A 14,533-nucleotide genomic window follows, 5' to 3' on the forward strand; every position below is an offset into this window, starting at 1 on the left:
ATTGATTACTTTTTTTTGTTCTTCACTTAAATTCATATAAAAAAAAATCCTTATTATATTCATTTTTTTTAAAAAAAATTAAAAAGTGAGAATAAAGAGAATCAAACTCTTTTTATTAGATTTTATTTAATATTAGTTATTATTAGTTATTATTAAAAAGAATTAATAGCCGTAGTCGCAGCGATATTAAAAACGATTTTTTTAAAATATATTAAATAAAATCTTAATAAGTAATCAAACATTCTCATTATTTTTTTTTAAAAAATTAACATTTTAAACCACAAGAACGTAAATGTCTAATAGAAAAACCAGCATATAATAATTGATCTATACTAAACCCGAGTCTATATATAGTAACAGGACTATAATTAAGATCTTTTAATTGTTTAACAGTATATCCCATTTCCGCATATTGTCTAGCTGTATATTTATGTTTTTGTTTAAATCGTCCATTTGAACTATTTTGTGATCTTTGATTAAATTTATTTTTTTGTTTATATGAATTATCTTTATTTAAATATTTATATAAATAACTTCTATGAATTGGAGCTTGATCGATTATAGCATTAATAAGCATATTCGTTTCATATGTTTCTTCACAACGTTGTAATATTTTATAAAATTTTTTCATTTCTTCTTGAGTTAATAATTCATCATCCGCACGTTTAAAAAATTTTTGATTTTTTTTATCTTTTAAATTTTTTTGATATTTTAAAGATTGTTCTTTTGATTTTTTAAAACCTGAAGCGATTTTTTCTCCTGCTTTTGAAGAAAAACGATTAATTTTAGAAGTTAAATTACCGTATGCTTTACCTAAACCATAAAAAAAACCTTTTTTTGGTTTTTCTTCTTCTTGTTTTTCATATTTTGTGTTTGTTTTCTTCATTGTTTTTTCAATCAAAGAATCGTTATTTTCTTCTCGTTCTTTATAATATTTTTCTAAATCTTCATCAGGATTATATTTATTTTTTTTTTCTTCAAATTTTTTTCTTAATCTTTCATTAGCCGCTTTAGTAAACTTGCTTGCTCTTTCTAATTCTTCTTGTTCTTTATATTTTCTTTCTAATTCTTCTAATATTTCTTCTCGATTATATTTTTTATTAGACATTTATTTTCCTCCTAAATTATTTGCCTGGAGTTGAATTTGTAGTAGTTCCTGGTGTAGTAGTTGTTTTTTTCTCTACTTTAGGTTGTTTTTCAACCATAAAAGGTAGATTTTCTTTATTTGGAGTTATATATCCGAATAAATAAAGAGTGAAAATAACAACAATACCAATCCCACAAAGAGCTAAAAAACTGCGTAAAGTCATTTTTTTTTATTTTCCTTTCAATTTATTAATTTTTTTTTATTTTACAGCTGTGTAATTTATATTTAAATAGCCTTGTGTTCCTAAATAATATATAACTGGTATTGCAATAGCTATAACTGGTAAAACCCAGTAAGTTAAGAAATTACCAAAACCACGTTTATTGTTTCGTCTAGACATTATTTATTCCTTTCTTCTTTTTTTTAATTAATTAATTAAAAATAATAAAAAAATAACTTTGTTCAATTATCACCTATTCTTTTCAAGTAGAAATTAAACCATATAGAAACATTAAAAATTATGAAGATAAAGAAAATGATGCAATTAAAAATACACAAATATTTGAAGCTGAAAAAACCAAAATTGATGGAACAGTTGTTTATTATATAAAATTCGATTTATATAGTGATCGCATAGTACAATGGACTTTAAACAACAATCCCATAAATCGATTATATTGCTATAACAATGAAAATTTTAACAAAATAGAACTAAAATTCAATCATGACGTTAGTTTAACACCTCCTCTTTTTTCCCCAAAAATTAAAGTTAATGATATATACGTCAATTTAGGTTGTTACAACGTAGTCCCTAATGGCCCAATTGCTATTCCATTGAATTCAAATGGATATTTTGATTACAAAAACAACAAAATTGAAGCTGTATATTTCGATGACGGAGTACGCGTTTTTACTAACTGTAATAATTCTGATACTTTATTCAAACACGCCAACGGTGCAAAAAATATTTATCTTTTCAGTTTTGACAATGAAAAAACAATTGACCTCGGCGTAGTCGACAGCATGCAATATTCAACCAAAGAATGGATTAAAAACAACATACCAGGTACAATCACCTACAACGATGAAAACTGGGGCAACTGTACTGTCAAATTCACTGACTCAAACTATAATTACACATACACAATCACATGTCATTTAAAACAAGAAATATCTAGAACAATAGACCTCGGTCTAGTTAATACCATACAAGAAATGCAAACCAAAACCGAAGAATGGATTGAAACACACAAAGAATTTAATAAACATTTAATGTCATATAAATTTGTTAATAATGACTGTAACTGGGGCAACTGTACTGTCAAATTCACTGACTCAAACTATAATTACACATACACAATCACATGTCGTGTAAAAGAAACAAAATACATAACAAAAGAACTTTGTTTAGATGATAATATAGCAGCTAATACCAAAGAATATATTAATGAAAACGTTAAAGGTGAAATCTATTACAACGACGAAAAATGGGGACATTGTACTGTCAAATCTACTGATATATACTATAATTACGTTTACACAATTATAGGTGTTACAGGAAATAATGATAATAATTCTAGACCAAAAAATTTGCTTTTTTTGATCGATCATTTTTTAATTTCTTTATCATAAACCAGCTTCATATTTTACATATTTAGCAATTATGGTTGAGATGTCTTTTTCATTTGTTTCTTTTAATTTGCATTCGTTGATTTCTATTTTTTTTTGTTTGTTTTTTAAGATTAATACAAATGTTTATATAAATTTTTTTTAAAATTTTTCATCATTTTTAATTTTAAAAAAATTCAATCGATTTGAAACTTTTTTTAAATTTTTCTTGTAAATTTTATTTTCTTATTTTGTTTAATAAATTTTTTTCCGTTTTCTTTTATTATTCTTCTTTGTTCTTCGAATATTTGTAAGTTTTGAGCGCGTGGATTTAATTTTTTTAATTGTGGTAGTTGTTCTTGTACGACATCCGCCCATAATTTAAAAATATTAGGGATTATTAAATTTTTATCAGTGGTTCTTTTCCAACCTTGATTTTGATATTTGTTTTTGTTTTCTTTATAATATTCGTCGTTTTCTAAAAACTCTGAAGCAGGTTTTAATCCATTTTTACAAATCATTACATCTGTAGAATCAAATATTTTTAATAAATCAATATTAAACATAATATGGAAATGCCACACATTAGATGGTTTTTGTGGTTTTTTGTTTTTTTTGTTATATGGTTGTTTTGTTTTGTTATTTTGTTTTTTTTTCTCTCCTGTTTGTTGTTGTGAAGCAATAAAATATTTAAATTCTTTTAATTTAATTTTTATTGCTTCTTTGTTGTTTGTTTTTTTCAAAAAATTAGTATAAAGGTTTTTTAATTTTTTTATAAAAATTTTTACTAATTTTGTTGTTGTTGTAAGGTCTTTAGTTTCTTTTGAAATAAGACCGTTTTTGTTATGGTGTGCTAGTGTTAGAGTCAACCAACTAATCTTCTTTTCTTCATGAAAATTGTTGATTGCTTTATATCTAGCGTTGTTTTTACTAATTTTAATATTTCTTTTAATTTCTTCTTTTTTAGTTTCAATATTAAAAAAAGGGTTCGGGTATATCTCGTTTTCTTTATTTCTTTTGACATGAAGACAAACGTTTTTATAAACTTTTTTTAAAAAAATATTATCAGTATTTAATTTTTTAAAATATTCGACTGAATTTGAAACTTCTTTATTGAATTTTTCTTGTAAATCTTTATTTTCGTTTATTTTATTTTTAATAAAATTAAAGATTTCTTTTTTATCTCTTTTGTTATATATCTCTTTAGCTATTTCATGATAAAAATCTATTTTTTTGTTAATATCATGAGTTGAAAGTGAAAGATCTAAAACTTTTAATTCATGTTGAATAAACATGATTTTTCTTTTTTTTAAAATTTTTGAACGGTTTTCCTGCATGGCGGATTGTAGCTGAAAGGAATGAAGATTTAAACTATTAAAATAAGCTCCGGTTCCATAATTAGTAGTTTTGAAATAAAATAAATTATGATAGAGTTCTTTTGTAATTTTTTTTATTTCAAAACTACTTAATGATTCATTTTGATTAATCAAATGAACCATTTTTTGAGCGTGTTTTGACACTGAGATATCTTCTTTATTCATTGTTAAATAATTTCTATATAGATCTCTTGATTTACATTGTGTTTTGTTTTGATTTTATTTGTTTATTTACTTTGGTATGTTTATATATTATCGCTGGCGTCCTTTTTTTTTTTTTTTTTAAAGGCTTTATTTTAATATAATTTATTTTAAATAAGCTATATATTTTTTATTTGTTAATCTTTATTTTTTAAATTAAGATATTTTTAAATATATTTTGTATTTTTTTCAATAAAGAAAATGATATTTTTTAGGTAATTTTTTATATTTTCTTTATTTTTAGAGAGTATTTCTTCATTTTCTTTTCTTTTATATTATATATCCATATTCATAATGTCTTTTTCTATTGCTTTTTTACTCCTGATTATTAACATTTTTTTTAAAACTTTATATATTTAATCTTTTAATAATGTTTCTTCATAAAGATATAGTACTCATCAATATATTTATATATTATATCTAAATTATAATCCATTAAATTTTACTTTATTACTTATAAATTTTTTTATTTCTTCTATTTCTAATTCTTCTAAAAAGTTCTATTATATTTAGAATGATTCAATTTTATTTCTCAAAACTAATAATTCATTCTTCATTTCTTCAGTTATTAATTTTTTATAACTTTCTTCTTTATCTTTATGTTGTTGAAGTAATTCTTTACATGAATATCCTTTTTTTACTTCTTCAACTAGTTTTACTTCTTCAACTTGTTTTTTATCAACTAACAATCTACATTTTTCACATTTAACAGTATTTAATAATAATCTTCTCTCTTCAGTCTCTAAATGATATTTATAACAAGCATTAACAATTAATAAAAAACAAAATAATAAAATTAAAGTAAGTATAATAAAAGGGATTAGTCTATACATACGACCTCTAACACTAATTATCATTTTTTCTTTTTATATAATTCCTTTCTAATAGAATTTATTAATGGATCTTCCGTTGTTTCATCACAAACTAAATATGTAATAAGATAAATAATAATAATAAATGCTTTAATAATAAATAAAAAGATTCTTATAAAACGATACCATATTTTCAAAAAAACATAAAAAATATCTAAAAATTTTAAAACAATAGTTATTAAAGATTTTCCAATAACAAGCATGATTTTAAAAACAAAATTAATAACCATAAATAAAACTTTTATAGTATACATAACTGCTTTTTCAATAGCGGTTGAGGTTTTCTCCGCAGTATCACTAAAAAAATTAACAATTCTTTTACCAGTTTCAGCACCAGCACCAGCACCGGCACCACCTGAAACACCAGCACCAATAAGAGCGCCACCACCTACACAAATTACTTTTATAACTGAATAGCCAGCTGTTGCTACTGCGGCAGTAGTTAATAAAGCTTTGCTACTTAAAATTTCAGGAACTTTCATAAAGATATGTTTTAAACTATCCATCATTTCTTTAAAATAGTCTAAACATGTTTTTAAAAAAACAAATAACCATTCGAAGACTTGTAAAAAAGGAATATATTTTGTTAATTGTTCCCATATAAAGATAACTATAGTTTTTAAAAAATTAAACATATTTAAAAAGTTAAAATTCCATCCGACGGTTTTTGAAAATAAAAAGCCTTCTTTTGTTAAGAAGCAATTATAAAAAGAGTCTTTTATAAAATAATAAAGATATTTTATAGATGCAAAATTAAAAGAAAATAAATAATTGAAAAGATCAGTGTTAGGGACTCTCATAATAATATATTTTTATTATTTAAATATTTTTTTAAATAATTATCTATATTGTTATTTTCTTTTATGTTTATATTGTATATTAAATATGCAATTATAAATAAAAAAGCTATTATTTGTTTTAACATTTTATACCTCCTTTACTTGTTTTTTTTATAAATATTATTAACTTACTTTTATTTTTAAAAAAATATAATTTTTGTCTAATTAAAAAAGGTTGTTCTTCTAGTTGATTCATAAAATTTAAGTGCTCTTTTGTTTTCTTCTATTATTTTTCTAAATCTTTTATCCTTTCTTTATCAGCTTGATTTTCAACTGGTTTGTCTACGTATATTATTTTTCAACTGTTTTATATTTAAATTTTTCAATTTTTAATAATAATTCATATATTCTTCTTTCGTTATCTTTCTTGTATATTATTTCTTTTCTTCGACCGCTACTACTGGAAAAAACCAATATATAAAAAAATTTTTCCATCCGTTGTTATTGTTGTTAAATGACATTTTTTATTCCTTTTATTATTTAGATTTTTTTAATTTTAAAATAATAATAAAAATTTGTGATTTTCAATTATCACCTATTACTTTCAAGGGTGGAATAGTTGATAAATCGAATCAAAATGAAAAAAATATTATTAAAAAAAATTTAATAATTATTTTTTTCAAAAAATATTTTTATGATTTATACTTATATTATAAATTTTTTTTATTGTTTTTCAACAATAAAAAAAATAAATACAACACAAATAAACCTTTAAAAACAGGCTGTTATTATTATAAATATTTTTATTTTTTAATTCCTTAACCGTATTTCTAAAGGACTTATATAATTATTAAATTGTGTAAATTTAATATTATGTTCTTTTTCAAAATCAGTTAATGGTTCTTTTGTTTTTAATTGTTTAATAAAAAACATTTTTTGTAATAAATTAAGGGTTTGAATATATTTAGGACTTTTTAAATAATTATTAAACATATTTAAAGAATAAAAACCTTTTATATAAGAAAAAGATAATCTACCTTTATTTTGTTTGAATTTAATAAGATATTGCGTTTTATTTTTTTCAAAATCTAAAGCTTCTTTAGTGTTATCTTTATAACATACTTTTTTCTTATTTTGTTTTAAAATGCTGTTTCTTAATAATGAATATAAAGGATGGTTTTTATTAAAATTTAAAATATTTTTATGATAGAAGCTTGTTAATTGATATTGTGGATCTTCAAAATCATAAGGAAGGTATTTTATGGTTTTTTCTACTATTAATTTTTTACAGCTACGCGAAAATTGAAATAAATTACGATTAATTTTGTTTTGTTGTTTTTGTTTAATCATTTTTATTATTTCTTTATCACTTAAACCGGCTCCGTATTTACTTACATATTCACCGATTAGAATTGCGATGTTTTTTTTAACTGTTGTTTTTCTTAAATAACATTCTTCTATTTCATATTTTATTGTTTCTTTTAATTCTTTTTTAACTCCGTTTTCTTTTATTATTCTTCTTTGTTCTTCGAATATTTGTAAATTTTGAGCACGTGGATTTAATTTTTTTAATTGTGGTAGTTGTTCTTGTACGACATCCGCCCATAATTTAAAAATGTTAGGGATTATTAAATTTTTATCAGTGGTTCTTTTCCAGCCTTGATTTTTGTATTTGTTTTTGTTTTCTTTATAATATTCGTCGTTTTCTAAAAACTCTGAAGCTTTTTTTTCTCCTTTTTTACAAAACATTACATTTGTAGAATCGAATATTTTTAATAAATCAATATTAAACATAATATGGAAGTGCCACACATTAGATGGTTTTTGTGGTTTTTTGTTTGTTTTCGTTTGTTGTTGAGAGTTATTTTTTTTTCTCTCTCCTGTTTGTTGTTGTGAAGCAATAAAATATTTAAATTCTTTTAATTTAATTTTTGTTTCTTCTTTATTGTTTGTTTTTTTCAAAAAATTAGTATAAAGGTTTTTTAATTTTTTTATAAAACTTTTTACTAATTTTGTTGTTGTTATAAGGTCTTTAGTTTCTTTTGAAATAAGACCGTTTTTGTTATGGTGTGCTAGTGTTAGAGTTAAAAAACTAATCTTTTTTTCTTTATTAAAATTGTTGATTGCTTTATATCTAGCGTTGTTTTTACTAATACGAATGTTTCTTAAAATTTCTTCTTTTTTAGTTTCAACATTAAATAAAGGATTCGGGTATATCTCATCTTCTTTATTTCTTTTGACATAAAGACAAACATTTTTATAAATTTTTTTTAAATAAATTTCATCAGTATTTAATTTTTTAAAATATTCGACTGAATTTGAGACTTCTTTTTTAAATTTTTCTTGTAAATCTTTATTTTCGTTTAGTTTAGTTTTAATAAATTTAAGGATTTCTTTTTTATCTTTTCTTTTATATAATTCATTAGCTATTTCAAAATAATAATCTATATCTTTATTTATATCATCAATTGAAAGTGAATAATCTAAAGCTCTTAATTCATGTTGAATAAACATAATTTTTCGTTTTTTTAAAGTTTTTAAACGGTTTTCTTGCATGGCGGCTTGTAGCTGGAAGGAATGAAGATTTAAACCATTAAAATAAGCTCCAGTTCCATAATTAGTAGTTTTGATATAAAATAAATTACTATAGAATTCTTTATTAATTTTTTTTATATCAAAACTACTTAATGATTCATTTTGATTAATCAAATCATAAATTTTTTGAGCGTTTTTTGACAATGAAATATCTTCTTTATTCATTGTTATATTTTCTATATAGATTTTTTGATTGTTTGTTTGATTATTTATTTTTTTATTTACTTGCATGTTTTTATTGCCGCGGGCGCGTTCCTCTCTCTCTTTTAATATATTGTTTTTATTTGATTATTTTTTTTTTTATTTACTTGCATGTTTTGTATTGCCGCGGGCGTCTTTTTTTTTCTTTTATATAATATTTTTCTTCTTTTCCATCATCAAATATAATAATTTTACAAGATTCTATTTCTGATGTAGATATAAATTTTATATTTATATTATTTAAATGTAATATTTTAAACCATCCACGACCATTTTTAAAATCTATATCTGATAAAGCTACTCTTTTAAAATTTTTAAATTTCATTTTTTTTATTTCTCTTAAGGATTTTTATTATTTTAAATTCATGTTTTATTTCTTTGTAAAACATAAATTAACATACGAAACACGCCCGCGTAAAAAATATGTTAATTTATGCTTTACAAAGAAATAAAACAATTAAAATTTTGTATTTTTTTAATTAATTATTAATTATTTTCCTTGTGTATTTGAAGGTGGATTTGAAGGTGGATTTGAAGGTGTACCTGGTTGTTTTTTTTCAGTCTTAGGTTGTTTTTCAACTAAGAAATCTAAATTTTCTTTATTAGGTTGAATAAATCCGAACATATAAAGACCGAATACAACACAAATTCCGATTCCACAAAGTGAAAGTAAAGCTCTTAATGTCATTTTTTTTTCATCCTTTCAATTATTATTTTAAAATTCTTACTTAACAGGTGTATAAAAGACTTGTAAATATCCTTTAGAAGCAAGATACCATACTACAGGTACAACGACCGCTATTACTGGAAAAACCCAATATAAGAAAAAAATTTTTCCATCCGTTGTTATATTGTTAAATGACATTCTTTATTCCTTTATTATAGATTTTTAATTTTAAAATAATAATAAAAATTTGTGTTTTTCAATTATCACCTATTACTTTCCAGTTCTACTAGTAGTTTTGACATAAAATAAATTATGATAGTATTCTTTTATAATTTTTATGTCAAAACTACTCAATGATTCATTTTGATTAATCAAATCATAAATTTTTGAGCGTTTTTGACATTGTGATATCTTCTTTATTCATTATTTTATTTTCTATATAGATTTTTTGATTGTTTGTTTGATTATTTACTTTTTATTTACTTGTATTGTTTTGTATTGCCGCGGGCGTCTTTTTTTTCTTAAAGCTTTATTTTAAAATAAATTTATTTTTAAATAAAGCTATATTTTTTTGTTAATTATAAAAATCTTCTTCTTTATTGCCGCGGTCCGCTCCCTTTGTTTAATCTTAATATCAAATCTTTTTTCTTCTTTATTTAAAAATCTCTCATTCTCTTCATACATCTATATATATCATTTTAAAAATATCATCTAAATCTTTTCCATCAATATTTTTAAAAATACATATAAAAGCTGTTTCACTCCGTATTTTTCAAATATTTTTATTTTTTCATTTGAAAGAATAGCTAAAAATAAAGCATTATTAATTTGTTGCAATCTTTTATTGTGATCAAACGTTTCAAAAACTTGTAAAATGGTTTTGCTGCAAGTTGTGATTTTTATTGTGTTCGTTCGTTTCAAAAACTTGTAAAATGTTTTTCATTGAAAAATAATTTTTCATTCTTCGTGTTCCTTTCTTATTTTATTCTTTTGTAAAACATAAACATATATACGGACCACGACGAAGATATATATATTTACATTTTACAAAAGAATAAAATTTTATTTTAAAATTCATGTTTTATTTCTTTGTAAAACATAAATTAACATACAAAACAACGCCCGCTCAAAAAATATGTTAATTTATGCTTTACAAAGAAATAAAACAATTAAAATTTTGTGTTTTTTTAATTAATTATTAATTATTTTCCTTGTGTATTTGTTGTATTTGTTGTATTTGTTGTATTTGAAGGTAGATTTGATGGTGTACCTGGTTGTTTTTTTCAGTCTTAGGTTGTTTTTCAACTAAGAAATCTAAATTTTCTTTATTAGGCTGAATAAATCCGAACATATAAAGACCGAATACAACACAAATTCCAATTCCACAAAGTGAAAGAAAACCTCTTAATTTCATTTTTTTTCATCCTTTCAATTATTATTTTAAAATTCTTACTTAACAGGTGTATAAAAGACTTGTAAATACCCTTTAGAAGCAAGATACCATACTAAAGGTACAACGACCGCTATTACTGAAAAACCCAATATAAGAAAAAATTTTTCCATCCATTGTTATTATTATTAAATGACATTTTTTATTCCTTTATTATTTAGATTTTTTTAATTTTAAAATAATAATAAAAATTTGTGTTTTTCAATTATCACCTATTCCTTTCAAGGGTGGAATAGTTGATAAATCGAATTAAAATGAAAAAAATATTATTAAAAAAAATTAGTACTTATTTTTTAAAAAAATATTTTTATGATTTATACTTATGTTATACATTTTTTTTATTGTTTTTCAACAATAAAAAAACAAATACAACAAAAAGAAACCTTTTAAAACAGGCTTTTTTCGTTGTAATTTTTTTTTAATTCCTTAATCGTATTTCATTAGAACACTCATAAATACTAAATTGTGTAGTTTTAATATTATGTTCTAATTCAAAATCAGTTAATGGCATTTTTGTTTTTAATGTACTAATATAAAAACATTTTTCTAATAGATTAAGTGTTTGAATATATTTAGGACTATTTAAATAATTTTTATACATATTCAAAGAATAAAAAACTTTTCCACAAAAAAGAGATAATCTACCTTTTTTTTGTTTGAATTTAATAAGATATTGCTTTTTATTTTCTTCAAAATCTAAAGCTTCTTTTTGTTCGTTTTTATAACATACTTTTTTTTGTTTTGTTTTAAAATAGTATTTCTTGTTAATGAAAATAAAGGATGGTTTTTTTTGAAATTTAAAATATTTTCAAGATAAAAGCTTGTTAATTGATATTGTGAATGTTCTAAATCATAAGGAAGATATTTTATTGTTTTTTCAATAATTAGTTTTTTACAGCTACGCGAAAATTGAAATAGATTACGATTGATTAAATGTTTTTGTTTTTGTAAAATCATTTTATCTATTTCTTTATCATTTAATCCAGCTTCATATTTACTTACATATTCACCGATTAAAATTGCGATGTTTTTTTTACTATTGTTTTTTTTAAATAACATTCTTTAATTTCATGTTTAAGTGTTTCTTTTTCTTTTTGTTTATAAAAGATTTGTAAGTTTTGAGCACGAGGATTTAATTTTTTTAAATATGGTAGTTGTTCTTGTACGATATCCGCCCATAATTTAAAAATACAAGGAATTATTAAATTTTCATCAGTGATTTTTTTCCAGCCTTGATTTTGATATTTGTTTTTATTTTCTCTATAATATTCGTCGTTTTCTAAAAACTCTGAAGCAGGTTTTAATCCTTTTTTACAAATCATTATATTAGTATAATCGAAGATTTTTAATAAATCAACATTAAACATAATATGAAAATGCCATGTTTTGTTTTTTTGTTGTTGTGAAGCAATAAAATATTTAAATTTTTTTAATTTATTTTTTATTTGTTCTTTGTTTTTTGTTTTTTTTAAAAAATTAGTATAAAGAATTTTTAATTTTTTTATAAAAATTTTTACTAATTTTGTTGTTGTTATAAGGTCTTTAGTTTGTTTTGAAACTATGCCATTTTTGTTATAGTGTGCTAATGTTAGAGTTAAAAAACTAATCTTATTTTCTTTATGAAAATTAAATATAGCTTTGTGTCTAGCGTTGTTTTTACTTATTTTAATATTTCTTTTAATTTCTTCTTTTTTTGATTCAACATTAAAAAAAGGGTTTGGGATTATATGGTTTTCTTTATTACGTCCAACAAAAAGACAAACATTATTATAAACTTTTTTTAAAAAAATTTCATCAGTATTTAATCTTTTAAAATATTCGACTGGATTTGAAACTTCTTTTTTAAATTTTTCTTGTAAATCTTTATTTTCGTTTAGTTTAGTTTTAATAAATTTAAGGATTTCTTTTTTATCTTTTCTTTTATAAAGAGATTTTGCTATTTCATAATAAAAATCTATTTCTTCGTTTATTTCTTCAATTGAAATTGAATAATTTAAATCTCTTAATTCATGTTGAATAAACATAATTTTACGTTTTTTCAAAGTTTTTAAACGGTTTTCTTGCGTGGCTGCTTGTAGCTGGAAGATATGAAGGTTTAAAAAATTTGAAAAAGCACCAATTCCATAATCAGTAGTTTTGAAATAGAATAAATTATTAATGAATTCTTTTTTAATTTTTTCTATTTCAAAACTACTCAATGATTCATTTTGATTAATCAATTGAACCATTTTTTGAGTGTTTTTTTGATAATAATATATCTTCTTTTTTTTATTGTTAAATATTCTATATGTATTGATTGTTTTTGCATGTTTATATAGCCTCTTACTTTTTTTTATTAAAATCTTTTTATTTTTATGTATTTTTAAATATATCTATATTTCTAATTACATTTATTTTTAAATATATCTGTATTTTTACAAAAAAAATAAAATAGAAAATGATATTTTTTATCATTTTCAATTATATTTTTATTTATTTTACATTAAACAATCTTCTTGGTTGTTTTGTATCACTAAGAGTACGAGATTCGAAATTTTTATTTAAATCTTCGAAATTTTTAAAATCATCATTATTTATTTTATCTTTAAGAGCCCATGTTAAATATTTAAAATTTCTTTTAAGATAATCTTTTTTAATTACATATCTTTTTTCAATTTGATTAGTTTTATTATAAAATATTTCTTTTTCTTCTAATTCTAAATTTATACCAAATACATATGTTTTACTAGATGCATATTTATTATTAATTTCATTTGTTTGTTGTAATAAAATTTCACTAAACATACTATTTTTCAAATAACCAATATATTTATCATTAAAAAAATCTCTATAATCATCTTTTAAACCTGGAATCCAATCTGGAACAGCATTTAAACCAAAATAAACAGAATCAAATTCAGCTTCTAAATTTTTTGTTACAAAACGCATATGAGTAAATTTTTCAAATTCAGAAGGACGATTTTTAGCTATTTCTAAAAAATCTAAAAAAGTTTTATGATCTAAAAAACAATATGATGCATTTACAAAACCATTATAATCATCAAAATTACCACTTGTTGATTGTGTCATTCGTTTAGGATTATCATATGGTTTATTAGTTAAAATTAAATTAAAATTAGCTTTCGAAACTCTCCAGCCGTGTTCCTTTTTTTCTTGTCCGTTTTCATATTCTAAATTATATATATTTTCTGAACCTTCACCTGTAATAACTGGAAATGTATTAAAATTATATTTTTTTGCATTTTCTATAAATTCTTTAAATGAAAAATAATTTAATCTACCTTTATGGTCTTTACCGGTAGGTTTCATACCAGGGAAAAAATTATATTCTCTAATTGTATTACCTTCTTTATCTTTATAAGTTAAATAAGGTTTAAAGAAAAAATTAAATTCTTCTTTAACTGGTTCAACTGATTTTTCTTGTTTTAAATCTTTATTTTCTTGTTGTAAATTATTATATCTTTTAAAAAAAATAAATAATAATGCTAAAATAATTAAAAAATAAGGAATTAAAAGAAAAAATTTATTTTGTTTTTTGTTATTAATATCATTATTATTCATATTTAAAATACTCTCTTTTTTTTAAAAATTAAATTTGAAATGGATTATCTCCAAAAGATTAATATAAATATGCTACATGTTTTTTTCTGCTTTTTCTAAATATTCTTTTTCTTCTTCTTTAATAATTCCATCTTTA

16 protein-coding genes are annotated in these 14,533 nt (G+C 21.6%); 1 reads left to right on the forward strand and 15 read right to left on the reverse strand.

Annotated features, from left to right (window positions below):
• Positions 1 to 265: 265 nt before the first annotated feature.
• Genes KTO59_RS02540 through KTO59_RS02550 form a run of 3 tightly spaced genes read right to left on the reverse strand, consistent with a single transcriptional unit; the run spans position 266 to position 1,487 of the window.
• Positions 266 to 1,108 (reverse strand): hypothetical protein, encoded by an 843-nt coding sequence (locus KTO59_RS02540; RefSeq protein WP_284928463.1) that lies wholly within the window; start codon positions 1,106 to 1,108, stop codon positions 266 to 268.
• Positions 1,109 to 1,124: 16 nt separating this feature from the next.
• Positions 1,125 to 1,310 carry a hypothetical protein gene (locus KTO59_RS02545; protein ID WP_284928464.1) on the reverse strand — a complete coding sequence of 62 codons (186 nt, stop codon included), beginning with the start codon at positions 1,308 to 1,310 and terminating at the stop codon, positions 1,125 to 1,127.
• Between the two features lie 36 nt (positions 1,311 to 1,346).
• Positions 1,347 to 1,487 carry a hypothetical protein gene (locus KTO59_RS02550; protein WP_284928465.1) on the reverse strand — a complete coding sequence of 47 codons (141 nt, stop codon included), beginning with the start codon at positions 1,485 to 1,487 and terminating at the stop codon, positions 1,347 to 1,349.
• A gap of 434 nt (positions 1,488 to 1,921) precedes the next feature.
• Here KTO59_RS02550 and KTO59_RS02555 point away from each other — a divergent pair, with 434 nt between their 5' ends.
• On the forward strand, positions 1,922 to 2,719 hold the full coding sequence (locus KTO59_RS02555) for a hypothetical protein (protein ID WP_284928466.1): 798 nt from the start codon (positions 1,922 to 1,924) through the stop codon (positions 2,717 to 2,719).
• Between the two features lie 194 nt (positions 2,720 to 2,913).
• On the opposite strand, the gene KTO59_RS02560 is transcribed toward KTO59_RS02555, so the two are convergent.
• From KTO59_RS02560 to KTO59_RS02615, 12 genes are all read right to left on the reverse strand, one after another.
• Positions 2,914 to 4,236 (reverse strand): hypothetical protein, encoded by a 1,323-nt coding sequence (locus KTO59_RS02560; protein ID WP_284928467.1) that lies wholly within the window; start codon positions 4,234 to 4,236, stop codon positions 2,914 to 2,916.
• A 545-nt stretch (positions 4,237 to 4,781) separates the two neighbouring features.
• The gene (locus tag KTO59_RS02565) at positions 4,782 to 5,105 is read right to left on the reverse strand and encodes a hypothetical protein (RefSeq protein ID WP_284928468.1); all 324 of its coding nucleotides are present in this window, start codon (positions 5,103 to 5,105) and stop codon (positions 4,782 to 4,784) included.
• A gap of 20 nt (positions 5,106 to 5,125) precedes the next feature.
• Complete coding sequence (locus tag KTO59_RS02570; protein ID WP_284928469.1) at positions 5,126 to 5,779, reverse strand: hypothetical protein; 654 nt, start codon at positions 5,777 to 5,779, stop codon at positions 5,126 to 5,128.
• A 954-nt stretch (positions 5,780 to 6,733) separates the two neighbouring features.
• Positions 6,734 to 8,749: a hypothetical protein gene (locus KTO59_RS02575; protein WP_284928470.1), complete on the reverse strand. Its 2,016-nt coding sequence runs from the start codon at positions 8,747 to 8,749 to the stop codon at positions 6,734 to 6,736.
• A 73-nt stretch (positions 8,750 to 8,822) separates the two neighbouring features.
• On the reverse strand, positions 8,823 to 9,044 hold the full coding sequence (locus tag KTO59_RS02580; protein WP_284928471.1) for a hypothetical protein: 222 nt from the start codon (positions 9,042 to 9,044) through the stop codon (positions 8,823 to 8,825).
• A gap of 165 nt (positions 9,045 to 9,209) precedes the next feature.
• Positions 9,210 to 9,407, reverse strand: a complete 198-nt coding sequence (locus KTO59_RS02585) for a hypothetical protein (RefSeq protein ID WP_284928472.1) — start codon at positions 9,405 to 9,407, stop codon at positions 9,210 to 9,212.
• 690 nt (positions 9,408 to 10,097) lie between these two features.
• Positions 10,098 to 10,307, reverse strand: a complete 210-nt coding sequence (locus KTO59_RS02590) for a hypothetical protein (RefSeq protein ID WP_284928473.1) — start codon at positions 10,305 to 10,307, stop codon at positions 10,098 to 10,100.
• Between the two features lie 277 nt (positions 10,308 to 10,584).
• The gene (locus KTO59_RS02595; protein ID WP_284928474.1) at positions 10,585 to 10,800 is read right to left on the reverse strand and encodes a hypothetical protein; all 216 of its coding nucleotides are present in this window, start codon (positions 10,798 to 10,800) and stop codon (positions 10,585 to 10,587) included.
• Between the two features lie 454 nt (positions 10,801 to 11,254).
• A complete protein-coding gene (locus KTO59_RS02600; protein WP_284928475.1) occupies positions 11,255 to 11,443 on the reverse strand; it encodes a hypothetical protein in 189 nt (62 codons plus the stop codon).
• Between the two features lie 89 nt (positions 11,444 to 11,532).
• Positions 11,533 to 11,895, reverse strand: coding sequence for a hypothetical protein (locus tag KTO59_RS02605; RefSeq protein WP_284928477.1), 363 nt, complete (start codon positions 11,893 to 11,895; stop codon positions 11,533 to 11,535).
• Positions 11,850 to 13,055, reverse strand: a complete 1,206-nt coding sequence (locus KTO59_RS02610; RefSeq protein ID WP_284928478.1) for a hypothetical protein — start codon at positions 13,053 to 13,055, stop codon at positions 11,850 to 11,852. The genes KTO59_RS02605 and KTO59_RS02610 overlap by 46 nt, the downstream gene beginning before the upstream one ends.
• A gap of 253 nt (positions 13,056 to 13,308) precedes the next feature.
• Positions 13,309 to 14,397, reverse strand: a complete 1,089-nt coding sequence (locus tag KTO59_RS02615; protein ID WP_284928479.1) for a hypothetical protein — start codon at positions 14,395 to 14,397, stop codon at positions 13,309 to 13,311.
• Between the last annotated feature and the right edge of the window lie 136 nt (positions 14,398 to 14,533).

Origin of the sequence: Candidatus Phytoplasma sp. AldY-WA1, from assembly GCF_020312115.2 — a bacterium.
GTDB lineage: Bacteria > Bacillota_I > Bacilli_A > Acholeplasmatales > Acholeplasmataceae > Phytoplasma > Phytoplasma vitis.

Excerpts from the sequence above, each read along its gene's own strand:
- KTO59_RS02595 (WP_284928474.1), bottom strand. The coding sequence starts at position 10,800 with ATGAAATTAAGAGGTTTTCTTTCACTTTGTGGAATTGGAATTTGTGTT.
- KTO59_RS02540 (WP_284928463.1), bottom strand. The coding sequence starts at position 1,108 with ATGTCTAATAAAAAATATAATCGAGAAGAAATATTAGAAGAATTAGAA.
- KTO59_RS02605 (WP_284928477.1), bottom strand. The coding sequence starts at position 11,895 with ATGTTATTTAAAAAAAACAATAGTAAAAAAAACATCGCAATTTTAATC.
- KTO59_RS02585 (WP_284928472.1), bottom strand. The coding sequence starts at position 9,407 with ATGACATTAAGAGCTTTACTTTCACTTTGTGGAATCGGAATTTGTGTT.
- KTO59_RS02550 (WP_284928465.1), bottom strand. The coding sequence starts at position 1,487 with ATGTCTAGACGAAACAATAAACGTGGTTTTGGTAATTTCTTAACTTAC.
- KTO59_RS02570 (WP_284928469.1), bottom strand. The coding sequence starts at position 5,779 with ATGTTTAATTTTTTAAAAACTATAGTTATCTTTATATGGGAACAATTA.
- KTO59_RS02575 (WP_284928470.1), bottom strand. The coding sequence starts at position 8,749 with ATGCAAGTAAATAAAAAAATAAATAATCAAACAAACAATCAAAAAATC.
- KTO59_RS02580 (WP_284928471.1), bottom strand. The coding sequence starts at position 9,044 with ATGAAATTTAAAAATTTTAAAAGAGTAGCTTTATCAGATATAGATTTT.
- KTO59_RS02560 (WP_284928467.1), bottom strand. The coding sequence starts at position 4,236 with ATGAATAAAGAAGATATCTCAGTGTCAAAACACGCTCAAAAAATGGTT.
- KTO59_RS02615 (WP_284928479.1), bottom strand. The coding sequence starts at position 14,397 with ATGAATAATAATGATATTAATAACAAAAAACAAAATAAATTTTTTCTT.
- KTO59_RS02565 (WP_284928468.1), bottom strand. The coding sequence starts at position 5,105 with ATGTATAGACTAATCCCTTTTATTATACTTACTTTAATTTTATTATTT.
- KTO59_RS02545 (WP_284928464.1), bottom strand. The coding sequence starts at position 1,310 with ATGACTTTACGCAGTTTTTTAGCTCTTTGTGGGATTGGTATTGTTGTT.